This is a genomic window from Streptomyces sp. NPDC048523, from assembly GCF_043199815.1.
Taxonomy (GTDB): Bacteria; Actinomycetota; Actinomycetes; order Streptomycetales; family Streptomycetaceae; genus Streptomyces.
The window spans coordinates 1903765-1927974 of record NZ_JBICWQ010000001.1; the positions used below are offsets into that span (position 1 = coordinate 1903765).

Consider the following 24210-nt stretch of genomic DNA (forward strand, 5'->3'; position numbering starts at 1 on the left):
GATTTCGAGACAAAGAACGGCGGCGACGAGAATGCGGCTGCGCGCACTGTTGGACACCGACGCGCTGGGCCTGCGGCTGCTCGGCGGCGAGGACGAACTGGACCGCACCGTGCGCGGTGTGATGACCACGGACCTGCGCGACCCCAGCCGCTACCTCTCAGGCGGGGAACTGGTCCTGACGGGCCTCGCCTGGCGCCGGGGCGCCGCCGACTCGGAGCCTTTCGTACGACTCCTGGTGCAGGCCGGCGTGGTCGCGCTGGCGGCCGGCGAGGCCGAACTGGGCACCGTCCCGGACGACCTGGCCGTCGCCTGCGCCCGGCACCGCCTCCCGCTGTTCGCGGTGCACGAGTCGGTGGCCTTCGCGACGATCACCGAGCATGTCGTACGGCAGGTCTCCGGCGAGCGCGCGGGCGACCTGGCGGCCGTGGTGGACCGTCACCGGCGCATGATGACCTCGGGCCCGGCGGGCGGCGGCCCCGACGTGGTCCTCGACCTCCTGGGCTCCGACCTGGACCTGCGCGCCTGGGTGCTGTCCCCCACCGGCCGCCTGATCGCGGGCCCGAAGGTGGCGGGCCCCGGCCTCCCGGCGGACACCTGCGCGAAGCTCGCGGCGGAACACCTGGCCGCGGCCCGCACAGGCCGCCGGGGCCCCCACAGAGTCACGCTCGGCTCGTCGACGTACTCCCTCTTCCCGGTCCGCAGCAGCGGCCGCTCCTCCCATGCCTCCAGGGACGTACGGGAGACGGTCCTTTCCGACTGGCTGCTGGCGGTGGAGGCGGACGCCGGCGACTGGCCGGAGGAGCGCCTGGACCTGCTCCAGGGCGTCGCCCAGCTGATCTCCGTCGAGCGGGACCGCAGGGACGCGGCCCGCACGGTCCGCCGCCGCCTGGCCCAGGAGGTCCTGGAACTGGTCCAGACGGGAGCGGCACCGGCGGAGATCGCCGCACGTCTCCGCGTGGCGGCCCCCGTCCTCCTGCCCGGCCTGGGCGCGGCCCCCCACTGGCAGGTCGTGGTGGCGAAGGTCGAATGGCAGGACGGCGACCTGGAGGGCGGCGCCATGGCCCAGTCCCTCCTGGAGGAGATCCTGGTGGACCCGCAGGCGACCGGCCCCGAGCCCTCCGACCGCATAGCGGTGGCCCACACCGGCGACGAGGCGATCGCGCTGGTCCCCCTCCCCGCGGTCTCGACCGAACACGGCGGCTCGGAGACGGGCATCCTGGCCGACGCCCTCCTGGAGTCGGTCCGGGACCCCCTCGCCGCGGGCCTGGACGACGACGGCAGGGTCACCCTCGGCGTCAGCGCGTCGGTCCACTCGGCGGAGGGGCTGCGCGGCGCCCTGGAGGAGGCCCGCCACGCCCGCCGGGTGGCCGCGGCCCGCGCCGGCCGGGTCTGCGCGGCCGGCCACCAGGAACTCGCCTCGCACGTCCTGCTGCTCCCCTTCGTCCCCGACGACGTACGCCGCGCCTTCACGGCCCGCCTCCTCGACCCGCTCCGCGACTACGACCGCCGCCACCGGGCCGAGTTGATCCCCACCCTGGAAGCATTCCTGGACTGCGACGGCTCCTGGACCCGCTGCGCGACCCGCCTCCACCTGCACGTCAACACGCTGCGCTACCGCGTCGGGCGGATCGAGCAGTTGACGAGCCGCGACCTCTCGCGCCTGGAGGACAAGCTGGATTTCTTCCTGGCACTGCGGATGAGCTGAACTTTGTGGGCCCGCGACTCCCACGACTTTGTGAATTCCTTCACCCACCCCCTTGGCCGGGCCCGTCGTTTCGTGCTGAGATGCCGCCACCACTCAAAGCTCGACGGCGCGCTCGGGGAGGGCAACGTGGCGCATACCGCCATGTCTGGTAACGGAACGACCGCCGGTGACGATCCACTCCAGACCGCGGTATGGCGGCTGCGCTCACGGGCCTGCTGGGCCGACGCGGCCGCCCTGCTTCAACCGGTCACCGCACCGGCGGCCCTGCAGAGAGCCGCACTTCTGGTGGAACGCTGCCTGTACACGGAGCAGGGCTGGCCCGAGGCGGAGGACGCGCTGCGCACGGCCGAGGCACTGGCCCACAGCGACGAGGAACGGGGCGCGGCCGCTTGTGAACGAGGGCAACTTGCGTACGCCTCGACGCTCCACGGGGTCCGGGACCGCGCGGACGAGGCGCGGGCTGCGCTGGGCCGCGCGGCGGCACTGATCCCTCCGGGGGCTCCTGGGCGGGCCCTGCTGGACTTCCGCCGGGGTCTGCTGGCGGAGAACCTGACCCACTCCCCCCAGTCGGCCCGAGCCGCCTACCGCCGCGCCCACGCGGGCGCCACGGCCCAGTCCGACTCCCTGCTCCTGTCCTTCACCTGGCGCCACCTCGCCGGACTGGCCCTGCGTGAGGGCGAGTTGGCCGAGGCGCGACACGGTTTCGCCGAATCGCTGCGCATCCGCGAGGAGTTGGGCTACCTCGTGGGCACGGCCCCAGCCCTCGCGTCCCTGGCGGACGCGGAGACAGAACCCGAGGCGTCCCGACTGCGCGAGGAGGCCCGGCGGTTGTACCGCTTGCTGGGCGGCGTACCCACGTGGCTCTCTCGACAGCTGACGCCACCGGCGGCTACGGCGTGAGGTGACGGGGCGGGTGCGGGTCGGTGGGGGCTGGTCGCGCAGTTCCCCGCGCCCCCAGGGGGTTGCAGGCACCTGCGCCGGGACGGGCACCCTAGGGGCGCGGGGAACTGCGCAGAACGCCCGCCCCCACCGAACCCGCGCTCACTTCACGCACCCCCGGCGAAATGCCCGCCCACCAACCCCCGCACCACATCCAGATCCCGCGCGATCAACGCGTCCAGCAGCGCCGTATGCTCCGCCGCGTCCGCGATCAGATCCGCCCGTCCCCGCGCAGCGGACCCACCCACCAGCGGCCACTGCGACCGCCGGTGCAAGTCCTCCGAGATCTGGACCAGTTGCTCGTTGCCCGACAGCAGAAGCACCGCACGGTGAAACACCCGGTCAGCCTCTGCATACGTCGCCGGGCACCCCGACGACGCGGCCCGCACGGTCGCCTCCGCCACCGGCCGCAACTCCGCCCACCGCTCCACCGGCACACTCCGCGCCAGCCGCAACACCACCGGCACCTCGATCAGGGCCCGCACCTCGGCCAGCTCCGCCAGTTCACGGGCTCCCCGCTCGACCACCCGGAACCCCCGGTTGGGAACGACCTCGACGGCCCCTTCAAGCGCGAGCTGCTGCATGGCCTCCCGCACGGGCGTCGCCGACACCCCGAACCGTTCGCCCAGCGCCGGCGCCGAGTACACCGCACCGGGGCGCAACTCCCCCGCGACCAGCGCCGTACGCAGGGCGTCGAGGATCTGCCCCCGCACAGAGGCCCGTTGCACCACAGGCCGAGGAATCGGTACCTCGCTGTGGGTGTGCTCACCCCGGGCCCCGGAACCGGAACCCGTGCCCGCCTCGGCCCGAGCCCGCTCCGCGTCGGAGGCCCGTATCTGCGGCGGCACGCGGAAGGAGCTCTGTGCAGCCTGCTTCACGGGCACTCCTCCGGACGTGTCGGTACTTGGGGTCATTAACGGCAGGTTGTTACTCATGCGTCAAGCACCTTAGGCGCAGATCGCTCCAGTTCACATCTCGAAGTCCTTGGTAAGGTAAGCCTCACCTGAACGGACGACTGCGAATCGGTGGCCCCGCATGCCCACACCGCTACCCGCTCATTCCGCCGTCACCGCCGCCTACGCCCGCCTGACCGAGGCCCTCCCGGCGCTCACCGTCACGGAGCTGCCCCAGGACACCCCCCTCCCGGACACCGACGGCTGGGTCACCGCCGCCGCCCTGGCAGGGAACACGGCCGCCCTGGACGCCTTCCTCGCCTGGGACGACGCGCAGGTCCTCAGGGACAACGCCAAGAGGGGCCGCCCGGACGTGATCGCCGGCTTCGGTCTGCACCGCTACGCCTGGCCGGCCTGCCTCCTCTTCACCGCACCGTGGTTCCTGCACCGCCGGGTCCCCCGGTACCCCGTGACCCACGTCTCCTACGACCGCACCCGCGGCCCCATGTCCCTCGCGGTCCACCCGGGCCCCTTCGCCTGCCTCCCCGACGACCCGGCGGCAGCACTCCCCGGCGCGTACCCGGTCCCCGACGAGGAGGCCCTGCGCGCCGAGCTGCGGGACGCGATCGCCGAGCACATGGAGCCGCTCCTCACCGCCTTCGGCCCGCGCATGCGCCGCCGCGGCAGGGCCTTGTGGGGTCTGGTGACCGACGAGATCGTCGAGGGGATCTGGTACGTCGCCGAGCTCCTCGGCGAGCACGAGAAGCGCCGGGCCGAGCACGCCCTGGAGCTCCTGCTGCCCGGGACGACGAAGCCGTACGCCGGCTCCCCTGCCTTCCGTGTCCTGGCCGGCCCGGCCGGCTCGGACGGCGGCCCCCTGCGCACCCGGGACCGGGTGACCTGCTGCATGTACTACACCCTCGACCCGGACGACACCTGCGCCACGTGTCCGCGCACCTGCGACACGGCGCGGATCGCCAAGCTCACGGCGGTCGCAGCGAGTTGAGGCACCCTCAGGGGACCCCGCCCGAGAGCCCCCTCTTGCCGTCCCGTAAGATCAACGCCGACTGGGACGCCCGTTCGGTTACAGGCAATTCACAATTTCCTCACCAGGCGCAGGAACTTTCCGAGGAACCACCCGTACGGGTAGTCTTATTCGAACTCAACTCCCGCCCCTCACGCGGCAGTTCGAGCAGAACGCCGCCCTGGGCAACCCCTTGCACTTCCTTGGCGGCCTCTTGCCCCGAAAGCGCCTGAGGGCCGTTGGGATTGGGCCACTATGGCGGGCGTTACGCCCTATCCCAATGCAAGGGACCCCAGATGAGACTGACCGACATATCGCTGAACTGGTTGCTTCCGGGCGCCGTACTGCTCCTGGGCATGCTGGCGGCGGTGGCGGTGCTCGCGCGGAGCAAGCGGTCCGGCGGGGAGCACGCGAAAGACGACTCGTGGGAGCGGAGCGAGGAGCGCCGCAGGCGCAAGGAAGCCATATACGGCACCGCCTCCTATGTCCTCCTGTTCTGCTGTGCGGCGGTTGCCGCCGCCCTCTCCTTCCACGGTCTGGTGGGCTTCGGCCAGCAGAACCTAGGCCTCACCGGCGGCTGGGAATACCTCGTGCCGTTCGGCCTGGACGGCGCGGCGATGTTCTGCTCCGTGCTCGCGGTGCGCGAGGCCAGCCACGGTGACGCGGCCCTCGGCTCCCGGATACTGGTGTGGACGTTCGCGGGCGCCGCGGCCTGGTTCAACTGGGTGCACGCGCCCAGGGGGTTCGGCCACGACGGCGCGCCGCAGTTCTTCTCCGGCATGTCCCTCTCGGCCGCCGTCCTCTTCGACCGCGCGTTGAAGCAGACCCGCAAGGCCGCGCTGCGCGAGCAGGGTCTGGTGCCGCGTCCGCTGCCCCAGATCCGTATCGTCCGCTGGGTGAGGGCGCCGCGTGAGACGTACAAGGCCTGGTCGCTGATGCTGCTGGAGAACGTGCGCAGCCTCGACGAGGCGGTCGACGAGGTCCGCGAGGACCAGCGTGAGAAGGAAGCGGCCCGACTGCGTCGACGCGGCGAGCAGCGCGTGGAGCGAGCCCAGCTCAAGGCGATCAGCCGGGGTCACCGCGGCTTCGTCGGCCGGGGCGGCGGGCGCCAGTTGGAGCAGCAGCCGCAGGCCGCCGCCCTGGAGCGTGCCTCCGCGGAGCCCGCGATATCCAACCCGGACCCGCTGCCCGTACGGCAGCGTCCCTCACTCCAGCCCGTCCGCGGCGCGTCCGAGTCGCACTCCGTCGACCTCACCGCGGAGGACGACACAATGGCCCTCCCGCGTCTCGACTCGCTGGAGCGCAAACTCAAGGATCTTGAGCAGCAGTTCGGCTAGGCGGCCAGAGGCCGAAGCAGCACATGGGGAGGGGGCGTGACCGTGTCGGTCACGCCCCCTCCCCATGGTTCACGCCGCTCCGGCGTCGAGTTCGAACCAGACGGACTTGCCCACGCCGTGTGCCCGTACGCCCCAGGCGTCCGCGAGGGACTGCACCAGGGCCAGACCCCTGCCGTGCGTACCGTCGTCGGTGTTGGGTACGCGCACCCGGGGTATGCGGGCTACGAAGTCCCGCACCTCCACCCTCAGGGCCCGCGGTCCGACCGTGGCGGTGACGACCGCGTCGCGGTCGGTGTGTACGAGTGCGTTGGTGACGAGTTCGCTGGTGAGCAGTTCGGCTATCTCGGATCGCCCGGGCCTCCCCCAGTGTCGTAACAACTCGCGCAAGGCCCTTCGTGTCTCCGGTACGGCCCCCAGGTCCGCCCGCTCCAGTCTGCGCCGGAGCTGCGGCGACTGCGCCTGCTCCCGGGCGCTGCCGGCCTTCTCCTCCACTGTCTGTGCCGAGAAGGCCCCTGCTGCCGTGGGACCGCCTCCTCGTGCCTGCCTCTTCATGACCCCCGCCCGCGTGCCGATGTCGGTTTCCCTCCTGCTCGAACACGTTCACGGGGATCCATGCCCCATAGTTCAGGCGCCAGTCATGTCGAATCGTCAACGACCAGGTGTTCGGCCACGTTTGCGGTGGCGACCACGGCCGTGCCGACCGGACGGGCGAATCCCTGACCGCGTTCCGCGAGCCGCCGCGCACGACGGCGCGGTCGCGATGTGCATGCGCGCCCCGCGGCGGCCGTACGGGCCGCCCGCCGGACGCCCCGGGTGGCGCGCGAGCCCTTCACGAGCGGGAGGTGCGGGAAAGCACCTGGTCGCGGGATGGTTCCGGGGGTCTGAGCAGATGGGCGGGCCGTGGCTGCTGGTGGGGACCGGCCCCGGACGCGCACGCACCCGCCCCGGCCTTCCGGTGAAGAGCCTGCCGTACGACGGCCCGCGCGCCCATCGAACGGCGTGCGCCCCCGCCACCGGCACCCGACGAGCGGGGCCGGCGAGCGGGGGTGAACCGGTGTTCGTGTGCCCTCGGGCGGTCTTTGAGGCCGCCCGGCATGGGCCGATCTGCCGACCCGGCGCTGTCGACTTCGACGTACCCGGCGAAGAGCTGGGGCAGCCGGGAAACTGGCCTGAATCCGCCGCTACTTGCTGCCGAGTCCCTTGGCACCGATGTGGAGGATCTTGTGGCTGCCGCGGGTCATGTCGACCACGAGGGTGCTGGTCTGGCCCGCGCTCCAGGTGAGGGTGACCACGGCCTCGGTGCGGGTGGCGTTGGTGCCGTTGTCGGTGACCTTCCACGCGAGGGGCACGTTCTGGGCGCGCAGGACGCCGTCGGCGTGCTCCTTCTCCTCCCAGGCGTTCAGCTCCTTCTGGAAGGCGGGCGTGAGGTAGTGGGCGCGGAGGGCGTCCCGGAGGTCGCCGCTGCCCTCGTCGGTCACCACGTCGATGTAGGCGCCGTAGAAGTCGGCGATGCGGGTGATGTTGTCGGAGGGCTTCCCGCTGACGCTGCGCGGTGCTCCGGCGGAGGCCTGGGCGGTGACGCCGAGACCGAGGGCCAGGGCGAGGCCGAGGGCCAGGGTGGTGCGGCGGGTCGCCTTGGTCGTGTTCATGTGTGTTCCCCGTTTTCTTTCTGGTTCCTGTGTGCCGGTGCTGTGGTGCGTGCGGGGCCGCCCGCCCGACCCCCGTGCGGGAGGGCGGCCCCGCTGCTCAGTGGAGCTTGTTCACCGCGGTGGCGGTCGTCTTCTTGAAGGCCTTCACCGGGGCATCGGTGAAGTCGCCCATCTGGGACCACTCCACGACGGTGACGGTCCGGTCGTCCCGGCCGACCGACAGCAGGTGGATGTCGGTGGCGCCGTACGAGTGCTCCGTGTGCAGACCGTGCACCCGGGCGCCCTCCTCGACCGCGACCTTGCCGTAGTCCTTGTACGTCGCCTCGAGGTCCGGGTCGCCCTGTTCGAGTCGGTCCGCGCAGGTGCGGATCTCCTTGTTCATACGGGCGGCGAGGGCGGCGGCCTTGGTCTTGGTGCCGACCTCGATCGTCAGCTGGCGGGCGCTGGTGTCCAGGTCGGTGCGGAAGTCGCGGTACCGGGAGTCGTAGCCCGGCAGCGCGTCCTCCAGGCAGAGCAGCAGTTCTTCCGGTACGCCGTCGGTCACCTTGCCCGCCGTCCAGGCGGACGAGGGGTGCGGCGGGAGGTCGGCGGCCGAGAGGAACCCGGGCGCGGCCGGCGCGGCTGCGGCCTGCACGGCGAAGGTGACGCCGAGCGTGAGGCCGGTGAGAGAGAGTACGGTGAGCGCGCCTGCTCGACTGCGCTTGGGCATGAGTGTCCCCCGTGAGATACGTGCATGGATGTGGGATGCCACCACGACGCCGGATGGTCGGTCCGGCCCGGTCGGGGTGACACCAAGAGCATCAGCGGTCCCAGGGGGCGGATGCAACACGGGACACGGGATCGGTCGGCATGGAACCATCCCATGCCGTCTGACGTGCAGGTATATGGAGTGCCTGGGATGCGGGATCAAGGGGGAATCGTTGTCGGCACCGGAACCACAGGACGATGTCCAGGAGTTCGCGGCATTGCTGCGGCGGCTGAAGGAGCGCACGGACCGCAGCTACGGTTCGCTGGCCCGGCGGCTGAACATGAACACCTCGACGCTCCACCGGTACTGCGCGGGTGACGCCGTACCGGTCGACTTCGCACCGGCGGAACGGTTCGCCGCGCTGTGCGGGGCGTCGGCCGAGGAGCGGATGGAACTGCACCGGCTGTGGCTGTCGGCGGTCGCGGCGCGACAGCGGCCGCGGGCGGGCGAGACCGCGGAGGCGCCGGATCAGCCGGAGACGGAAGACGGGGCGGAAGACGGGGCAAGGGGAACGGGCGGCGCGACAGCGACGGCCGATGTGGCGCCCGCGGCAGATGTCGGCGCCACAGAAACGGTCGGCCAGGCGAGCACGGCGACCGCAGCGGCGGCGGCAGTGAGCGACGGCGACGCGGCGGGCGTGGGCGAGGCAGACGGCCACGTGGCGGACGTAGGCGCGGCGGGTGAGGCAGGTGCCCTGGTCGCGGGGCACGGGGCCGCTCCGCGTCGCCCCTGGTACCGGCGTCGGCGAGTCGCCGTGGCCGTGGCCGCCTCGGTGGTGCTGCTCGCCACGCTGGGCAGCCTGTCGGCGCTGCCCTCGAAGCGTTCCCCGTCCAACGAGGTGGCCCAGGCCCCGGACCCGTCGTCCCGCACGACGGCGTCGGGCATGCCCGGCCGCTCCCCGTCCAAGTCGCCGAGCCCCTCCGCCACCTCCGGATCCCCGTCGCCCGTGGGCACCCGGAACAGCCCCTCCCCGTCGGCGGCGGGCGGCGGCACCGTCTCGAAGGGCACCGGCAAGTCCGAGCAGCAGGGGACCGCCACCGGCACTCCCCTGACCTGGAGCGCGAACTCCCAGATCTGGGAGGGAAGCTGCGGCCACGACTACGTCATCGACAAGCCGCCCTCCCAGGTTCCCCCGCCCCCGCTGGTGCAGGACGCCGGGATCTGGGCGGCGACGCAGGGCGCGATCCACGGGCGGGAGACGAAGGTGCAGATCTCCGTGCAGGGACGGTCGTCCACGGCCGTCGTCCTGGAGGCACTCCGCGTCCGGATCGCCGGCCGCAGCTCCCCGGCACCCGGTACTGACTACGCCATGGACCAGGGCTGCGGCGGCGGGATCACCCCGCGCGGCTTCGACGTGAACCTGGACATCGACCGTCCCGTCGCCCACGCGGTCGCCGGCAACGACACCGGGCAGACCGTCCCCGCGGTGCAGTTCCCCTACCGGGTCTCCGCCACGGACCCGGAGGTGCTGCTGGTCAACGCGACGACGCAGACGTACGACTGCACCTGGTACCTCGAACTCGACTGGTCCTCGCAGGGCCGCACCGGCACGGTCCGCATCGACGACCACGGCCGCCCGTTCCGCACGACCAGCATCAAGGGCCTGACCCGTCTCTGGTACGGCACGAACGACGCGGGCGAGCGGGCATGGGTGCCCTCCGGCACCTAGGAGCCGAGCGCGGACCCCACCCGGTGAGCCGTGCCGTCGGGGTCCACGTAGGCGAACTCCCGTAGTCCGTAAGGCGTGTCGGCCGGCTCGACGAAGCGGCCCTCGACGCCGGCCGCCGTCCACTCGGCATGGACGGCGTCGGCGTCACTCACGTACAGGTAGACGACGGCTCCGGTGCGCAGCGGGTCGTGCTCGGACCACTCCGTCAGGTGCATCGAGACCGCACCCCGCTCGACGTACCCGTACCGCTCCGCTCCGTCGTAGGCACGCGCGGCGAAGCCCAGTCGGCGGTATCGCTCCAGGGCCGCGTCGAGGTTGCGGACCGGGACGACGGGCGCGACCTCGGTGAAGGCGATGTCGGGCATGCGGCCAGTCTTGCATCCACCGGACTCCTCACGGCCGGGGCACGTTGCGGAGGTTGGAGCGGGCCATCTGGAGCATGCGGCCGACTCCGCCGTCGAGGACGATCTTCGAGGCGGACAGGGCGAAGCCGGTGACCATCTCCTTGCTGATCTTCGGCGGGATGGAGAGGGCGTTGGGGTCGGTGACGATGTCGACGAGGGCCGGACCCTTGTGCTTGAACGCCGACTTCAGCGCCCCCGGAAGGTCCTTGGGATTCTCGACGCGCACTCCGTGGGCACCGCAGGCCCGGGCCACGGCCGCGAAGTCGGGGTTCTTGTTGGTGGTGCCGTGGGAGGGCAGCCCGGCGACCAGCATCTCCAACTCGACCATGCCGAGCGAGGAGTTGTTGAAGAGGACGACCTTCACGGGGAGGTCGTACTGCACGAGGGTCAGGAAGTCGCCCATCAGCATGGAGAACCCGCCGTCCCCGGACATCGACACGACCTGTCGCTTCCGGTCGGTGAACTGCGCCCCGATCGCCATGGGCAACGCGTTCGCCATGGACCCGTGCGAGAACGAACCGATCACGCGGCGACGGCCGTTGGGGGAGATGTAGCGGGCGGCCCACACATTGCACATGCCGGTGTCGACGGTGAACACCGCGTCGTCGTCGGCGAGTTCGTCCAGTACGGAGGCCACGTACTCGGGGTGGATCGGGACGTGCTTGTCGACCTTGCGGGTGTACGCCTTGACGACCCCTTCGAGCGCGTCGGCGTGCTTCTTGAGCATCTTGTCGAGGAAGCGCCGGTTCGTCTTCTCCTTCACCCGCGGCGTGAGGCACCGCAGGGTCTCCTTCACATCGCCCCAGACGGCGAGGTCGAGCTTGGAGCGGCGGCCCAAGTGCTCCGGGCGCACGTCGACTTGGGCGATCTTGACGTCGTCGGGGAGGAAGGCGTTGTACGGGAAGTCGGTGCCGAGCAGGATCAGCAGGTCGCACTCATGGGTGGCCTCGTAGGCGGCGCCGTAACCGAGCAGTCCGCTCATGCCGACGTCGAAGGGGTTGTCGTACTGGATCCACTCCTTGCCCCTGAGGGCGTGCCCCACGGGGGACTTGACCTTCTCCGCGAACTCCATGACCTCGGCGTGCGCGCCCGCCGTGCCGCTGCCGCAGAACAGGGTGACTTTGTCGGCCTGGTCGATCATCTCGACGAGCTTGTCGATCTCCGCGTCGCCGGGGCGGACACTGGGCCGGGAGGTGACGAGGGCGGTCTCGGCGGCCTTGTCGGGGGCGGGCTGGTCGGCGATGTCACCGGGGAGGGTGACGACGCTGACGCCGGAGCGGCCGACGGCGTTCTGGATGGCGGTCTGCAGCAGCCTCGGCATCTGCTGGGGGCTGGAGATCATCTCGCTGTAGTGACTGCACTCCTGGAAGAGGCGGTCGGGGTGGGTCTCCTGGAAGAAGCCGAGGCCGATCTCGCTGGAGGGGATGTGCGAGGCGAGGGCGAGGACCGGGGCCATGGAGCGGTGGGCGTCGTAGAGGCCGTTGATGAGGTGCAGGTTGCCGGGCCCGCAGGAGCCGGCACACGCGGCGAGGTTCCCGGTGATCTGTGCCTCGGCGCCCGCGGCGAAGGCGGCGGTCTCCTCGTGCCGTACGTGGACCCAGTCGATGGCGGCGTTGCGGCGCACGGCGTCCACGACGGGGTTAAGGCTGTCGCCGACGACGCCGTAGAGGCGCTTCACCCCCGCCTTGACGAGGATGTCCACGAACTGTTCGGCGACGTTCTGTTTGGCCATGGATCCATGCACCCCTTCGGTCTCCTTGGGTCCATCAATCCACAATGGCCGCGATCACGCCTCCCAAACCGCAGCGGCTGTACGGTCGTCGGCGTATCCCTTGACCCGGACTTGGGAGTCGGCGAGGAACTCGGCGAGGCCGGGCGGGGGGCCTGACCACCGTCCCGTGAGGTACTCGCCCAGTTCGGGCTCGCCACGCAGGGGGTCGGCGAGGCCGCCGGTGCACATCAGGAGGGTGTCACCCGGGCGGGCGACGGAGGCGCGGAAGCGGAAGGCTTCGCGGGGCGGCTCGGGGGCGGGTTCGTAGGGGCTCGGGGGTGTGGGGATGCCGAGGTCCATGGTGAGGCGGTCGCCGTCGGGGGTCTCGGGGGGCAGCGAGCCGAAGCCGACGACCGGTTCGCCGGTGACGTCGGTGATGCGGGGTTCGATGTCGTGCCACTCGCCGTCGCGGAGGCGGAACAGGCCGCCCGCGCCGACGCCGAAGAAGACGCGGACACGGCAGTCCGGGTCGGCGGGCAGGAGCAGACAGCGCAGGGTGGCGGCGTACTCCTCCGGGTCGATGCCCTGCTCCACGGCGCTGGCGCGGAGCTTGCCGAGACTGCGGTCGGTGAGCCGGTGCAGCCCTGACTTCAGGTCGCCTCGGCGGGCGGCGCCGATGTCCTGCGCGAGCCGGGCGTGACTGCGCCCTATGGCCCGTCCGATCCAGTGACATGCCTCGGCGGCGGCGCGATGGGCACCGGGAGTGGCGCGGGCGCCGGTCGCCATGGCGACGAGGATCAGCGCCTGGTCGCCGGTGCCGAAGCGGGCGGTGAGCAGGGAGTCCCGGCGGGGCTCGCCCCGGAACCTGGCCGAGTCCCCTCGCACGGACACCGCCCGCAGCGTGCAGGCCCCGTACCTGGCCCCGTCGAGCACGGTGTCCGCCACCAGGTCGTCGAGTTCGTCGGGATCGGCGGGCGGGAGGGCGGTGGGTTCGGCGTCGTAGGTGGGAGGCCCGGACCCGACGAAGCCGACGGGGGCGGGAGGGAGGGAGGGGAGGTCGAGGCGGGTGGCGGTACGGGGTGCCTGCGGCGCGGGGGCGGGCACGTCCTGACCGTGAACGGGGGGTTCGGGCGTGGGGGTCGTGGGATTGGCCTGGGTGGAGCCGGGGCCAGTGCGGGATGCCTGCGGCGCGGAGTCCGTGACACCGGAGACGGAGCCCTCCCGGGAGCCCTCCTCGTCCGCGTCCCGTGGTGGCGGGGGTGGGCCCGCGGGGCGCGGTGGGGTGGACGGGTGTGGGGGTGCCGTCGTCGGGGGGGTCGGGGTGCGTGAGGGCGGAACCGTGGTGGCCGGAGGTGTCTCCGTGGACGCGAAGCCCGGTGGCCTGGGACCCGGCGGGAAGGACGCGGGTGGGTCGGGTGGCGGCGGTTCCCATGGGGGCCGGTGCCGGCCGGGTGAGGGAGCCGTCGCGTCGGAGACGCCTGTGCGCGGCGCGGGAACCCCGGTCCCGGACCCGGCAGCCTCATCACCGACCCCTGCCCGAACCTCGTCGGCCGCGGCCCCGGCCCCGTCCCGTACCGTCCCCGACGCCGAGGCGAAGCGGTCGTCCAGGGTGTCGGGGGCCGGTGTGGGGCCCGTGTCGTCGGTGGAGTCGTACAGCTGCCTCCACCAGTCGTCCTCGTGACCGGTGGGCATTCCCCCCTGCTGGCTCATGCCCCCAATTGTCCACCGCGTGGGCCGTATGAAAACGGGGCATCCGCAAAATCAAGCGTCACCGCGCGCGGCGAACGGCGTGTCCGAGTGAGGTGTCGAACTCCTGTTGCCAAAGAGGTCGCCGGAGCGACCCGGCCCCGATGCGCGGCCCGGGCGAACATCGCTGACCTGCGCTTCCGGCTCCCCTCCTGCACCCTGGACAAATGGGAGTGTGGGACCTCCTGCTGGTCGGCCTGGTCATGCTGTTCGGCCTGGTCGGGGTTCTGGTGCCCGGCGTGCCGGGGTCCTGGCTCGTGTGGGCCGCGGTCCTGTGGTGGGCGCTGAAGGATCCGCAGCCGGTCGCGTGGAGCGTGCTGGTGGGAGCCACGGTCGCCCTGTTCCTCTCCCAGGTGGTGCGCTGGTCGCTGCCGCCGCGCCGACTGCGGGAGAGCGGGGCCACGCCGCGGATGGGGGTGTACGCGGGGGCAGGTGCGTTCCTCGGCTTCTTCCTGATCCCCGTGCTCGGCGCGATCCCAGGCTTCATGGGCGGCATCTACCTCTCGGAACGCTTGCGCCTCGGCCGCCACGGGGAGGCGCGGGCCGCCCTGCGCACGGCGATGCGCTCGGGCGGCTCCAGCGTGCTGGCGGAACTGTTCACCTGCCTGCTGATCATGGGCGCGTGGCTGGGGACGGTGCTGTGGGGCAGCTGACCCAGGACCTCAGCCCCAGGCAGCCTCAGCCAGTCCTAGGACGGGATTCCGATGTGCGGGCGGCGCGGGCGTGTTTGGCTGGCTGCCATGACCGAATTCAGCGAGGCCGAGCGCGCGTACCTGAGGTCCCAGCGGCTGGGGCGGCTCGCCACCGTCGACCCGCAGGGACAGCCGCAGGCGAACCCGGTCGGCTTCTTTCCGCAGGACGACGGCACCATCCTGATCGGCGGCTACGCGATGGGCCGCACCAAGAAGTGGCGCAACCTCCAGAAGAACCCGAAGGTCGCGCTGGTCGTCGACGACATCGTCAGCCTGAAGCCGTGGACGGTGCGTGGCATCGACATCCGCGGGGAGGCGGAACTCCTCACGGGGCCGCACGACTTGGGCCCGCACTTCAGCGAGGAGCTGATCCGCATCCATCCGCGACGCATCCACAGCTGGGGGCTGGAGGAGTCCTAGAGGGCACCTTCGAGGGTGAGCAGGGCCGTCTTGCGCTCCAGGCCGCCCGCGTACCCGGTGAGCAGGCCGTTCGCGCCGATCACCCGGTGGCACGGGCGGAGGATCAGCAGGGGGTTCGCACCGATCGCGCCGCCCACCGCCCGCACGGCGACACGGGAGGCACCGACGCGGGCGGCGATCTCGCCGTACGTCGTGGTCGCGCCGTACGGGACGTCGTCGAGGGCGTCCCAGACGCGGGTCCGGAACTCGGTGCCCTCGGGCCGCAACTCCAGTTGGAACTCCTTGAGTTCTCCGGCGAAGTAGGCGGCGAGCTGTTCCTCGGCGGCCCGGAAGGGACCGGGGTCGTGGACCCAGCCCTCCTGGACGGTACGGCCCTTCTTCTGCCCGGGTACGGACAGCGAGGTCAGCGCGCCGGTCTCGTCGGCGGTGAGGAGCAGGGTGCCGACGGGGCTGTCGAGACGGGTCCAGAGGATGGCCATGATTACTCCAACTCTCCTGCGGTGCGCAGGTGTTGCCAGGCGTAGGAGCGCCAGGGGCGCCAGGTGTCGGGGGCTTCGGGGCCGGGTGGGGCGACGTCGGGATCGCCGAGGGCACGGCTGCGGATGACGGCGACGGTACGGGCGTCCAGGCCGGGCAGGGCGAGCAGCGCGTGCTGCGCCTCGTCGCGGTCGGCGCCCGGATCGAGTCGTACGGCGCCGTCGGCGAGGGCGGTGGCGAGCGTGCCCAGGGGGCCGGCCGCCTCGGAGAGGGCCGCGGGTTCGGGGAAGAGGTGGGTGAGGCTGCCGCAGGGCGCGTCCATGGTCTTGCCGTACCGCTGGACGAGCCGTTCGGATTCCCTCCGGCCCACCAGTGCCCGTACGGCGGACTCCTCGGGGTCGGCCGCGCCGGGTGACCGGAGTCCGGGGCGGGCGGCGACCAGGGGGGCGAGCCGGGGGTCCGCGCCGAGCCGCTCGTCGACGGCGTAGGGATCGGAGTCGAGGTCGAAGAGCCGCCGCAGCCGTCCGACGGCGGTGGTCAGGTCGCGGGGGTCGGTGAGGTGCAGCTGGGCGTCGAGCCAGCCGCCGGGGTGGGCGCCGGAGGTGGGCCTGGCCGTGCCGGGGCGTTCGTGGACGGCGACGATGCCGGTGCCGTGCGGGAGGCGGAGGGTGCGGCGGTAGGTGCGCCGTCCGGGTGCCCCGCTCACCTCCTCGACACCGGGTACGGCCTCGCTCTCCAGCAGGTCGAAGACGGCGCCGGACCGGTAGGGGCCGCGGTGGGCGAGGCGCAGCGGAATGCCCGCTGTGGGGGTGGCCGTGCGGCGGGTGGTCCGGCCCGCGGCCCGCAGGGCGCTGGGGGTGGCGGCGTAGATCTCGCGGACCGTGTCGTTGAACTGCCGCACGCTGGCGAAGCCCGACGCGAACGCGATCTCCGTGACGGGCAGGCCGGTGGTCTGGAGCAGGACGCGCGCGGTGTGGGCGCGCTGGGCGCGGGCCAGGGCGACGGGTCCGGCACCCAGTTCGGCGGTGAGCTGGCGCTGGACCTGGCGTGCGCTGTAGCCGAGGCGGTCGGCGAGCCCGGCGACGCCCTCCCGGTCGACGACACCGTCGCCGATCAGGCGCATCGCCCGGCCCACCACGTCCGCCCGGACGTTCCAGTCCGCGGATCCCGGCACCGCGTCCGGGCGGCACCGCCGGCAGGCCCGGAAACCGGAGCCCTGCGCGGCGGCGGCCGTGGCGTAGAAGCGGACGTTGTGACGCTTCGGGGTCACCGCGGGACAACTGGGTCGGCAGTAGATGCCGGTCGTCTCGACGGCGAAGAAGAACTCCCCGTCGAACCGGGCGTCCCGGCTGCGGACGGCTTCGTACCTGGTGTCTTCGTCCATCACGCCATCCAGTCTCCGCCGTGCAGGGGGGTGCTGCTGGCGGAAATCGGACACGGTGATGGAGGGTGCGGCGTCAGGTCCGTGTGCGGGTGCGGGTCCGTCGTGGCTGGTCGCGCAGTCCCCCGCGCCCCTGAGTGGGTGCAGTCAGCGCTTACCCAGCTGTACCCACCTAGGGCGGGGGGACTGCGCGACCAGCCCCCCACCGACCCGCGGCCGAACGGCTACCCCTTAACGCCAGGACCCCCGCTTCGCCTCCATCGCCGCCTTCCCCTGCGCTCCCCGCTTCTTCCAGTCCTTCCGGATCTCGGCACGGAGCCGCGCATCCGTCTTCGCGACGATCCGCTGGTTCTCCCGGATCAGCTTCCGGTAGCTCTCCAGCCGCCGCTCCGGCAGCTCACCGGAGTCGATCGCGGCCAGCACCGCGCACCCCGGCTCGCTCTCGTGCGCGCAGTCGTGGAAGCGGCACCGCCCGGCCAGTGCCTCGATCTCGGCGAAGACCTGTCCGACACCGGTCTCGGCGTCCCACAGGCCGACCCCCCTGAGGCCGGGCGTGTCGATCAGCACACCCCCGCCGGGCAGGGCGAGGAGGTTGCGGGTCGTGGTCGTGTGGCGCCCCTTCCCGTCCGCGTCCCGCGCGGCCCGCACCGCCATCACGTCCTCGCCGACGAGGACGTTCGCCAGCGTCGACTTTCCCGCGCCGGACTGCCCGAGCAGCACGGTCGTACCGCCGGAGACGACCGCGACGAGAACGTCGAGCCCCTCCCCGTCCAGTGCGCTGACGGTCAGCACCGGAACGCCCGGAGCCGTCGTCTCCACGTCCTGTACGAGATGCGAGAGCGTCGCCGCGTCCGGTACGAGGTCGGCCTTGGTGAGGACGACCACCGGCTGGGCGCCGGACTCCCAGGCCAGGGCCAGGAAGCGTTCGATGCGGCCGAGGTCGAGTTCGACGGCGAGCGACACGGCGACGATCGCGTGGTCGACGTTGGCCGCGAGGATCTGCCCCTCGGACCGCTTGGAGGAGGTGGAGCGCACGAAGGCGGTACGGCGCGGCAGATACGTCCGTACGTAGCGGGGGTTGCCCGCGGGCTCGACAACGGCCCAGTCGCCGGTGCACAGGACCCGCATCGGGTCGGGCGGGGTGACGAAGGCGGTGTCGGCCCGCAGCATCCCGTCGGCGGTGACGAGGTCGCACTGCCCGCGGTCGACCCGGACCACGCGTCCGGGCAGGAGCCCCTCGGGCTCGTAGGGGGCGAACAGGTCCGCCCATGCCTCGTCCCAGCCGTAGGGAGCGAGAGCGGAGAAAGCGTGAGAAGTGGAGCTGGAAGTCAAGGGAGACCCTTCACAAGGGTGGCCCCGGCACAAGGAGTTGGTGTCAGCCGACGGCCACGGAGGTGGACTTGATGATCTGGATGCGGGCAGCGTTCGTCGCAAAGACAGCCATCGGTCGACACCTCCCTCGTTCCTCGCTCGTGGGGCACGGCAGCCGTGAGCCGCCGTACGAAGCGCTCTCACCTTAGAGGCGCTCGCGTCGGGGGCGCCACCGGTTTTCCGCCCCCGCTGCGAGCGTCGCCCTCACTCGAACAGCCCGGTGCGCTGGTCGTCCGGGAGGAGCGGCTGTGGCATGGAACCGACCCCCATCTCCAGGAGACCTCGTGATGAGCCACCGTCCGCCCCGCCCGGCCCGCCCTCTACGCGCCCTCGCCCCGGCCCTGGCCGCCGGAGTCCTGTTGACGACCGCCGCGTGCTCGGACGGGGACGGTGACGACAGCGGGCCGGACCGCGCGGACACCACGCGGATCTCCTCCTCGCCCCTCGCGCAGGCGTCACCGGCCCCGCTCACCCCGGCCGGGGCGCGGGCCGCGCTGGTGACCGAGGCGGACCTGGAGGACGACTGGAACCAGGTCAAGAACGCGGCCACCTGGCGCGACAGCCTGTTGGTCGGCAAGGTGGACGTCGCCGACTTCCTCACCGCCAAGGCCGACGCGGCTGACTGCCAGAAGCTGCTCGACCGGCTCTACAGCGACGACCTTCTGGGCAAGCCGTCCGGAGCGTCCGCGCTCACCGGCTTCGAGGAGGGCGCGTCCCGGCTGCTCTACCAGGTGGCCGCCTATGACAAGGCCGCCCTGGACACGTCCTTCGCCTGGCTGAAGAGCCTGCCGGTCACGTGTGACCAGTTCACGGCGAAGGACAGCTCGGGCGGGCAGCGCACGGTCCAGGTGGTCTCCACGTCCCTGCCCAAGGTGGGCGATGCCCGTCAGGGGCTGCGGGTCACGGTCCAGGGCACCTCGGGCGGTACGCCCGCCACCCTGACCCTCGACGTCGCGGCCCTGCGGGTCGGCACGGACGCGATCAGCATCACCAACGGCGGCCTCGACGGGGCCGACCACGACAGCACCGAGCAGGCGGCGAAGCTGGGCACGACCCGTCTGAAGGACGTCCACGCGGGCCGCACCCCGGCCGCCGACCCGGGCGAGCTCGACTGACGGTGTTCCCGCCGAGGGCGCCATGTGACATAGTACTGGCGTGAGCAAGCGACTGACCTGCGATGTCGTGGTCGTCGGTGCCGGGATGGTGGGCGCGGCCTGTGCCCTGTACGCCGCCCGGGCAGGCTTCGACGTGATCGTCGTCGACCGCGGCCCTGTGGCCGGCGGCACGACCGGCGCCGGTGAGGGCAATCTCCTGGTCTCCGACAAGGAGCCGGGTCCCGAGCTCGAACTCGCCCTGTTGTCCGGCCGGTTGTGGGCCGAGCTGGCGCGGGAGGTCGGCGACGCGATCGAGTACGAGCTCAAGGGCGGCGTGGTCGTCGCGTCCACTCCCGAGGGCCTCGCGGCGCTGGAGAGGTTCGCGACCGGGCAGCGGGCGGCGGGCGTCGAGGCGGTGCGGGTGGACGCGGGCCGACTCCGGGAACTGGAGCCCCACTTGGCGTCCGGGCTCGCGGGCGGTGTGCTGTATCCCCAGGACGCGCAGGTCATGCCGACGCTGGCCGCCGCCCATCTCGTACGGGCCTCGGGTGCCCGCCTGTTCACCGGTGCGACGGTGACCGAGGTCCTGCGCGCTGTCGGCGGCGCCGTACGCGGGGTGCGGACGGACCGGGGCGAGATCCACGCGCCGTATGTCGTCAACGCCGCCGGGACCTGGGGCGGTGAGCTGGCCGCGCTGGCGGGAGTGGACCTTCCCGTGTTCCCCCGGCGCGGTTTCGTCCTCGTCACCGAGCCGCTCCCCCGCCTGGTCCGCCACAAGGTGTACGCCGCCGACTACGTGGCCGATGTGGCCAGCGACTCGGCGGCCCTGCAGACCTCGCCGGTCGTCGAGGGGACGGCGGCGGGGCCCGTCCTGATCGGCGCGACCCGTGAACGGGTGGGATTCGACCGCTCGTTGTCGTTGCCCGCGTTGCGGGCGCTGGCTGCGGGCGCGACCCGGCTGTTCCCGTTCCTGGAGCGGGTGCGCGCGATGCGGACGTACCTCGGCTTCCGGCCGTACATGCCCGATCATCTGCCCGCCATCGGCCCCGATCCGCGGGTGCCCGGGCTGTTCCACGCGTGCGGGCACGAGGGCGCGGGCATCGGACTGTCCACCGGGACCGGGCAGTTGATCGCCCAGGTGCTGGCCGGACACGCTCCCGAACTGGATCTCGCACGCTTCCGGCCCGACCGTTTCCCCGCCTCCGGCTCTTCGTCCGATGCGTCGTCCGGCTGCGAGGAGGCCTCGTGAATCCGCTGGAGATGGTGGGCGCCGAGCCCGGTCCCGCCTTCACCGTCACGCTCGACGGACGGGAGATCGAGGCCCTGCCCGGCCAGACCGTCGCCGCCGCCCTGTGGACCGCGGGGGTCACCTCCTGGCGCACCACCCGGGGCGAGGGCCGCCCGCGCGGAATCTTCTGCGGCATCGGCGTCTGCTTCGACTGCCTGGTGACCGTCAACGACAGCCCGAACCAACGGGCTTGCCTGGCACCCCTGCGGCCGGGCGACGCGATCCGCACGCAGGAGGGGACGGGCCACCATGAGTGAACCGCGTCTGGCGGTGATCGGCGCGGGACCGGCAGGGCTCGCCGCCACCCTCGCGGCGGCCGCCCGTGGCATCCACGTCACGCTGATCGACTCGGCGGCGGAGGCGGGCGGGCAGTTCTACCGGCAGCCCGCGCCGGGGCTCGGAGCCCGTCGCCCCCAGGCGCTGCATCATCAGTGGCGCACCTGGGAGAGCCTGCGGGACGGACTGCGCGCCCACACACAGGCCGGGTCCGTAAGGCACTTGACGGACCATCATGTCTGGTTCGTCGAGCGCCGGGGTACGGCCGGTTTCACCGTGCACGCTCTCACCGGGCCCGCGCAGGAGGAACCGGCCGAGGTGCGCGCCGACGCGGTCCTCCTCGCCACCGGCGGCTACGAGAAGGTGCTGCCCTTTCCCGGCTGGACCCTGCCCGGTGTCGTCTCCGCGGGCGGGGCGCAGGCCATGCTCAAGGGCGGGCTCGTGCTGCCCGGCCGTACCGCGGTCGTCGCCGGGACCGGACCGCTGCTGCTGCCCGTCGCCACCGGGCTCGCCGCGGCGGGCGCGACGGTCGCCGCGCTGGTGGACTCGGCCGACCCGATGTCGTTCGTACGGCGGTCCCGGGCGCTGGCGGGCCGGCCGGACAAGCTGGCCGAAGGGGCCGGATACGCGGGCCGGTTGCTCCGTCACCGGGTGCGGACGCTCCTGCACCACACGGTCGTGGCGGCGCACGGCACCGAGCGGCTGGAGGCGGTCACGATCGCCGCCCTCGACCGGGACGGACGGGTGCGCCCGGACACCCGGCGGCGGCTCGTCTGCGACACCCTCGCCGTGGGCCACGGCATGCTGCCGCACACCGACCTCGCGGACGCGCTGGGCTGCCGGATCGACGGGACGGACGTGTGCGCCGACGACGAGCAGCGCACCGACGTGCCGGGCGTGTGGGCGGCGGGCGAGACCACCGGCATCGGCGGCTCCGCCCTGTCGCTCGCCGAGGGGCATATCGCCGGGCGGTCGATCGCGGCACGGCTGGCCGGGCGGGCGCCGGATCCGGGTGAGTGGGCGGCCGCCGCGCGTACCCGGGAGAAGTTGCGGGCCTTCTTCGCCGCCGTCGACTCCGTGTACGCCCCGCCCGCGCACTGGGCCGAGCAGGTCACCGACGAGACGGTGGTGTGCCGGTGCGAGGAGGTGTCCGCCGGCGCGGTGCGGGGGGCGGTGCGCGAACTGGGGGCCGGTGATCTGCGGACCGTGAAGCTGCTCACGCGGGCCGGGATGGGCTGGTGCCAGGGCCGGGTGTGCGGGCCCGGGGTGGCCGGAGTGGCCGGGTGCGCGGAGACGGCGGGGCACAGACCGTTCGCACGGCCGGTACCGCTGGGCGTGCTGGCGCGGGCCGGAGAGACCGAGGAACAGTGAAATGTCACACCCTATTGAGCTGTCAGACCCCATACCCCTGTAGAGAGGCGATCCACATGACCACCAGCCTTCGTCCGTGGCGCGGAGTCCTCGTCGCCACCGCCCTCCCGTTGAACGACGACCTGTCGGTGAACTACGACAAGTACGCCGAGCACTGCGCCTGGCTGGTCGGGAACGGCTGCGACGGCGTCGTACCGAACGGCTCGCTCGGCGAGTACCAGGTGCTCACGCCCGAGGAGCGGGCAAAGGTCGTGGAGACGGCCGTGGCCGCGATCGGCGGTGAGCGGGTGATGCCGGGGGTGGCCGCGTACGGCTCGGCGGAGTCCCGCCGCTGGGCCGAGCAGGCCCGGGACGCCGGCTGTGCGTCCGTGATGCTGCTGCCGCCCAACGCCTACCGCGCCGACGAGCGGTCGGTGCTCGCGCACTACGCCGAGGTCGCGAAGGCGGGCCTGCCGGTCGTGGCGTACAACAACCCCATCGACACCAAGGTCGACCTGGTGCCGGAGCTGCTCGCCAAGCTGCACGCGGAGGGGTTCATCCGCGCGGTCAAGGAGTTCTCCGGTGATGTCCGACGCGCCTACCAGCTGGCCGAACTCGCCCCGGAACTCGACCTGTTGATCGGCGCCGACGACGTCCTGCTGGAGCTGGCCCTGGCCGGGGCGAAGGGCTGGGTGGCCGGTTACCCGAACGCGCTGCCCAGGTCCTCGGTCGAGCTGTACCGGACCGCAGTGAGCGGCGACCTGGCCACCGCGAAGAAGCTGTATGAGCAACTCCACCCGCTGTTGCGCTGGGACTCCAAGGTCGAGTTCGTGCAGGCCATCAAGATGTCGATGGACATCGTCGGCCGGCACGGCGGGCCCGTGCGGCCTCCGCGCGTCCCCCTGCTGCCCGAGCAGGAGGCCGTCGTGCGGGCCGCCACGGAGAAGGCCGTCGCCGCGGGACTCGCGTAACTCGTCAAGGAGAGCGGACCATGCGCAGCACACTCGTCCTGCACGCCGTCGACTCGCACACCGAGGGCATGCCCACCCGCGTGATCACCGGCGGGATCGGCACGATCCCCGGCGCGACCATGAACGAGCGGCGGCTGTACTTCCGTGAGCACCGCGACGACATCAAGCAGCTGCTGATGAACGAGCCGCGCGGGCACTCGGCGATGAGCGGCGCGATCCTCCAGCCGCCGACCCGCCCGGACTGCGACTGGGGTGTCGTCTACATCGAGGTCTCGGGCTATCTGCCGATGTGCGGACACGGCACGATCGGGGTGGCGACCGTACTGGTGGAGACCGGGATGGTCGAGGTCGTCGAGCCGGTCACCACGATCCGGCTCGACACCCCGGCGGGTCCGGTCGTCGCCGAGGTCGCGGTGGAGGACGGCAGGGCGAAGAACGTCACGCTGCGGAACGTGCCGTCGTTCGCAGTCGCCCTCGACCGCAAGATCGCACTCGCCGACGGCCGGACGGTGACCTATGACCTGGCGTACGGCGGCAACTTCTACGCCATCCTGCCGCTGACGGAGTTCGGGCTGCCCTTCGACCGGGACCGCAAGGACGACATCCTGAAGGCGGGGCTGTCCCTCATGGCGGCGATCAACGCCGAGGAGGAGCCCGTCCACCCGGAGGATCCGTCCATCCGCGGCTGTCATCACGTCCATCTGATCGCGCCCGGTGCCACCGCCCGGCACTCCCGGCACGCGATGGCCATCCATCCGGGCTGGTTCGACCGCTCCCCCTGCGGCACCGGTACCAGTGCGCGCATGGCCCAGTTGCACGCGCGCGGTGAACTCCCGCTGCACACCGAGTTCGTGAACGAGTCCTTCATCGGGACGCGGTTCACGGGCCGGCTCCTCGGTACGACGGAGGTGGCGGGCCGTCCGGCTGTCCTGCCCAGTTTCACCGGGCGCGCCTGGATCACCGGCACGGCCCAGTACCTGCTCGATCCGACCGACCCGTTCCCGGCGGGATTCGTCCTGTGAGGCCTGAGCGTCTCCCGGAACGTCGAGGATAATGCCGGTGCCG

Annotated in this window: 23 protein-coding genes; 13 read left to right on the top strand and 10 right to left on the bottom strand. The window is 72.2% G+C overall.

Features of this window, described 5'->3' with window-relative positions:
• Positions 1-31: 31 nt before the first annotated feature.
• Entirely contained in the window at positions 32-1705 is a 1674-nt protein-coding gene (locus tag ACGFWE_RS08560; RefSeq protein ID WP_393598763.1) for a PucR family transcriptional regulator, read from the top strand.
• Positions 1706-1831: 126 nt separating this feature from the next.
• Positions 1832-2605, top strand: coding sequence for a hypothetical protein (locus tag ACGFWE_RS08565; RefSeq protein WP_352381697.1), 774 nt, complete (start codon positions 1832-1834; stop codon positions 2603-2605).
• 146 nt (positions 2606-2751) lie between these two features.
• Here the strand turns inward: ACGFWE_RS08565 and ACGFWE_RS08570 are convergent, their stop codons facing one another.
• Positions 2752-3558, bottom strand: coding sequence for a GntR family transcriptional regulator (locus ACGFWE_RS08570; RefSeq protein WP_352381699.1), 807 nt, complete (start codon positions 3556-3558; stop codon positions 2752-2754).
• A gap of 121 nt (positions 3559-3679) precedes the next feature.
• On the opposite strand from ACGFWE_RS08570, the gene ACGFWE_RS08575 reads away from it, so the two are divergent.
• Positions 3680-4543, top strand: coding sequence for a (2Fe-2S)-binding protein (locus ACGFWE_RS08575; RefSeq protein ID WP_393598765.1), 864 nt, complete (start codon positions 3680-3682; stop codon positions 4541-4543).
• 314 nt (positions 4544-4857) lie between these two features.
• Positions 4858-5898 carry a DUF2637 domain-containing protein gene (locus tag ACGFWE_RS08580; protein WP_352381703.1) on the top strand — a complete coding sequence of 347 codons (1041 nt, stop codon included), beginning with the start codon at positions 4858-4860 and terminating at the stop codon, positions 5896-5898.
• 69 nt (positions 5899-5967) lie between these two features.
• On the opposite strand, the gene ACGFWE_RS08585 is transcribed toward ACGFWE_RS08580, so the two are convergent.
• The 3 genes from ACGFWE_RS08585 to ACGFWE_RS08595 all read right to left on the bottom strand — a co-directional run bounded on the left by ACGFWE_RS08585 (position 5968) and on the right by ACGFWE_RS08595 (position 8256).
• Entirely contained in the window at positions 5968-6450 is a 483-nt protein-coding gene (locus ACGFWE_RS08585; RefSeq protein ID WP_352381705.1) for an ATP-binding protein, read from the bottom strand.
• 629 nt (positions 6451-7079) lie between these two features.
• The gene (locus tag ACGFWE_RS08590) at positions 7080-7547 is read right to left on the bottom strand and encodes a hypothetical protein (protein ID WP_393598767.1); all 468 of its coding nucleotides are present in this window, start codon (positions 7545-7547) and stop codon (positions 7080-7082) included.
• Positions 7548-7644: 97 nt separating this feature from the next.
• Positions 7645-8256 (bottom strand): hypothetical protein, encoded by a 612-nt coding sequence (locus ACGFWE_RS08595; RefSeq protein WP_352381709.1) that lies wholly within the window; start codon positions 8254-8256, stop codon positions 7645-7647.
• 211 nt (positions 8257-8467) lie between these two features.
• Between ACGFWE_RS08595 and ACGFWE_RS08600 the strand changes: the two genes are divergently transcribed.
• Positions 8468-9964 (top strand): helix-turn-helix domain-containing protein, encoded by a 1497-nt coding sequence (locus tag ACGFWE_RS08600; RefSeq protein WP_393598769.1) that lies wholly within the window; start codon positions 8468-8470, stop codon positions 9962-9964.
• Here the strand turns inward: ACGFWE_RS08600 and ACGFWE_RS08605 are convergent.
• From ACGFWE_RS08605 to ACGFWE_RS08615, 3 genes are read right to left on the bottom strand one after another with little or no spacing between them, the layout of a single operon-like run.
• The gene (locus ACGFWE_RS08605; RefSeq protein WP_393598771.1) at positions 9961-10329 is read right to left on the bottom strand and encodes a bleomycin resistance protein; all 369 of its coding nucleotides are present in this window, start codon (positions 10327-10329) and stop codon (positions 9961-9963) included. The two genes, ACGFWE_RS08600 and ACGFWE_RS08605, sit on opposite strands and share 4 nt — an antisense overlap.
• 28 nt (positions 10330-10357) lie before the next feature.
• Positions 10358-12100, bottom strand: a complete 1743-nt coding sequence (locus ACGFWE_RS08610) for a pyruvate dehydrogenase (protein ID WP_352381715.1) — start codon at positions 12098-12100, stop codon at positions 10358-10360.
• Positions 12101-12154: 54 nt separating this feature from the next.
• The gene (locus ACGFWE_RS08615; RefSeq protein WP_393598773.1) at positions 12155-13789 is read right to left on the bottom strand and encodes a protein phosphatase 2C domain-containing protein; all 1635 of its coding nucleotides are present in this window, start codon (positions 13787-13789) and stop codon (positions 12155-12157) included.
• A gap of 203 nt (positions 13790-13992) precedes the next feature.
• Here ACGFWE_RS08615 and ACGFWE_RS08620 point away from each other — a divergent pair, with 203 nt between their 5' ends.
• Both ACGFWE_RS08620 and ACGFWE_RS08625 read left to right on the top strand, forming a co-directional pair.
• Positions 13993-14478: a DUF456 domain-containing protein gene (locus ACGFWE_RS08620; RefSeq protein ID WP_352381719.1), complete on the top strand. Its 486-nt coding sequence runs from the start codon at positions 13993-13995 to the stop codon at positions 14476-14478.
• 87 nt (positions 14479-14565) lie between these two features.
• Entirely contained in the window at positions 14566-14937 is a 372-nt protein-coding gene (locus ACGFWE_RS08625) for a PPOX class F420-dependent oxidoreductase (protein ID WP_352381721.1), read from the top strand.
• On the opposite strand, the gene ACGFWE_RS08630 is transcribed toward ACGFWE_RS08625, so the two are convergent.
• The 3 genes from ACGFWE_RS08630 to rsgA all read right to left on the bottom strand — a co-directional run bounded on the left by ACGFWE_RS08630 (position 14934) and on the right by rsgA (position 18127).
• Entirely contained in the window at positions 14934-15416 is a 483-nt protein-coding gene (locus tag ACGFWE_RS08630; RefSeq protein ID WP_352381723.1) for a methylated-DNA--[protein]-cysteine S-methyltransferase, read from the bottom strand. The genes ACGFWE_RS08625 and ACGFWE_RS08630 overlap by 4 nt on opposite strands.
• Positions 15417-15418: 2 nt before the next feature.
• Positions 15419-16798, bottom strand: a complete 1380-nt coding sequence (locus ACGFWE_RS08635) for a DNA-3-methyladenine glycosylase 2 family protein (protein WP_393598978.1) — start codon at positions 16796-16798, stop codon at positions 15419-15421.
• Positions 16799-17026: 228 nt separating this feature from the next.
• The gene (gene rsgA, locus ACGFWE_RS08640) at positions 17027-18127 is read right to left on the bottom strand and encodes a ribosome small subunit-dependent GTPase A (RefSeq protein WP_393598776.1); all 1101 of its coding nucleotides are present in this window, start codon (positions 18125-18127) and stop codon (positions 17027-17029) included.
• Between the two features lie 326 nt (positions 18128-18453).
• On the opposite strand from rsgA, the gene ACGFWE_RS08645 reads away from it, so the two are divergent.
• Genes ACGFWE_RS08645 through ACGFWE_RS08670 form a run of 6 tightly spaced genes read left to right on the top strand, consistent with a single transcriptional unit; the run spans position 18454 to position 24167 of the window.
• A complete protein-coding gene (locus ACGFWE_RS08645; protein WP_393598777.1) occupies positions 18454-19281 on the top strand; it encodes a hypothetical protein in 828 nt (275 codons plus the stop codon).
• Between the two features lie 40 nt (positions 19282-19321).
• Positions 19322-20509: an NAD(P)/FAD-dependent oxidoreductase gene (locus ACGFWE_RS08650; protein ID WP_393598778.1), complete on the top strand. Its 1188-nt coding sequence runs from the start codon at positions 19322-19324 to the stop codon at positions 20507-20509.
• Positions 20506-20805, top strand: coding sequence for a (2Fe-2S)-binding protein (locus ACGFWE_RS08655; RefSeq protein ID WP_352381731.1), 300 nt, complete (start codon positions 20506-20508; stop codon positions 20803-20805). The genes ACGFWE_RS08650 and ACGFWE_RS08655 overlap by 4 nt, the downstream gene beginning before the upstream one ends.
• Entirely contained in the window at positions 20798-22195 is a 1398-nt protein-coding gene (locus ACGFWE_RS08660; RefSeq protein ID WP_393598779.1) for an FAD-dependent oxidoreductase, read from the top strand. The genes ACGFWE_RS08655 and ACGFWE_RS08660 overlap by 8 nt, the downstream gene beginning before the upstream one ends.
• A gap of 56 nt (positions 22196-22251) precedes the next feature.
• Positions 22252-23145, top strand: a complete 894-nt coding sequence (locus tag ACGFWE_RS08665) for a dihydrodipicolinate synthase family protein (protein ID WP_352381735.1) — start codon at positions 22252-22254, stop codon at positions 23143-23145.
• Positions 23146-23165: 20 nt separating this feature from the next.
• Complete coding sequence (locus tag ACGFWE_RS08670) at positions 23166-24167, top strand: proline racemase family protein (RefSeq protein WP_393598782.1); 1002 nt, start codon at positions 23166-23168, stop codon at positions 24165-24167.
• Positions 24168-24210: the final 43 nt, after the last annotated feature.

What these genes read in the sequence shown, in the direction of transcription:
- ACGFWE_RS08560 (WP_393598763.1), top strand. Translation starts at nt 32, where the DNA reads ATGCGGCTGCGCGCACTGTTGGACACCGACGCGCTGGGCCTGCGGCTG.
- ACGFWE_RS08570 (WP_352381699.1), bottom strand. Translation starts at nt 3,558, where the DNA reads ATGACCCCAAGTACCGACACGTCCGGAGGAGTGCCCGTGAAGCAGGCT.
- ACGFWE_RS08575 (WP_393598765.1), top strand. Translation starts at nt 3,680, where the DNA reads ATGCCCACACCGCTACCCGCTCATTCCGCCGTCACCGCCGCCTACGCC.
- ACGFWE_RS08580 (WP_352381703.1), top strand. Translation starts at nt 4,858, where the DNA reads ATGAGACTGACCGACATATCGCTGAACTGGTTGCTTCCGGGCGCCGTA.
- ACGFWE_RS08585 (WP_352381705.1), bottom strand. Translation starts at nt 6,450, where the DNA reads ATGAAGAGGCAGGCACGAGGAGGCGGTCCCACGGCAGCAGGGGCCTTC.
- ACGFWE_RS08590 (WP_393598767.1), bottom strand. Translation starts at nt 7,547, where the DNA reads ATGAACACGACCAAGGCGACCCGCCGCACCACCCTGGCCCTCGGCCTC.
- ACGFWE_RS08595 (WP_352381709.1), bottom strand. Translation starts at nt 8,256, where the DNA reads ATGCCCAAGCGCAGTCGAGCAGGCGCGCTCACCGTACTCTCTCTCACC.
- ACGFWE_RS08605 (WP_393598771.1), bottom strand. Translation starts at nt 10,329, where the DNA reads ATGCCCGACATCGCCTTCACCGAGGTCGCGCCCGTCGTCCCGGTCCGC.
- ACGFWE_RS08610 (WP_352381715.1), bottom strand. Translation starts at nt 12,100, where the DNA reads ATGGCCAAACAGAACGTCGCCGAACAGTTCGTGGACATCCTCGTCAAG.
- ACGFWE_RS08615 (WP_393598773.1), bottom strand. Translation starts at nt 13,789, where the DNA reads ATGAGCCAGCAGGGGGGAATGCCCACCGGTCACGAGGACGACTGGTGG.
- ACGFWE_RS08620 (WP_352381719.1), top strand. Translation starts at nt 13,993, where the DNA reads ATGGGAGTGTGGGACCTCCTGCTGGTCGGCCTGGTCATGCTGTTCGGC.
- ACGFWE_RS08625 (WP_352381721.1), top strand. Translation starts at nt 14,566, where the DNA reads ATGACCGAATTCAGCGAGGCCGAGCGCGCGTACCTGAGGTCCCAGCGG.
- ACGFWE_RS08630 (WP_352381723.1), bottom strand. Translation starts at nt 15,416, where the DNA reads ATGGCCATCCTCTGGACCCGTCTCGACAGCCCCGTCGGCACCCTGCTC.
- ACGFWE_RS08635 (WP_393598978.1), bottom strand. Translation starts at nt 16,798, where the DNA reads ATGGACGAAGACACCAGGTACGAAGCCGTCCGCAGCCGGGACGCCCGG.
- ACGFWE_RS08645 (WP_393598777.1), top strand. Translation starts at nt 18,454, where the DNA reads ATGAGCCACCGTCCGCCCCGCCCGGCCCGCCCTCTACGCGCCCTCGCC.
- ACGFWE_RS08660 (WP_393598779.1), top strand. Translation starts at nt 20,798, where the DNA reads ATGAGTGAACCGCGTCTGGCGGTGATCGGCGCGGGACCGGCAGGGCTC.
- ACGFWE_RS08665 (WP_352381735.1), top strand. Translation starts at nt 22,252, where the DNA reads ATGACCACCAGCCTTCGTCCGTGGCGCGGAGTCCTCGTCGCCACCGCC.
- ACGFWE_RS08670 (WP_393598782.1), top strand. Translation starts at nt 23,166, where the DNA reads ATGCGCAGCACACTCGTCCTGCACGCCGTCGACTCGCACACCGAGGGC.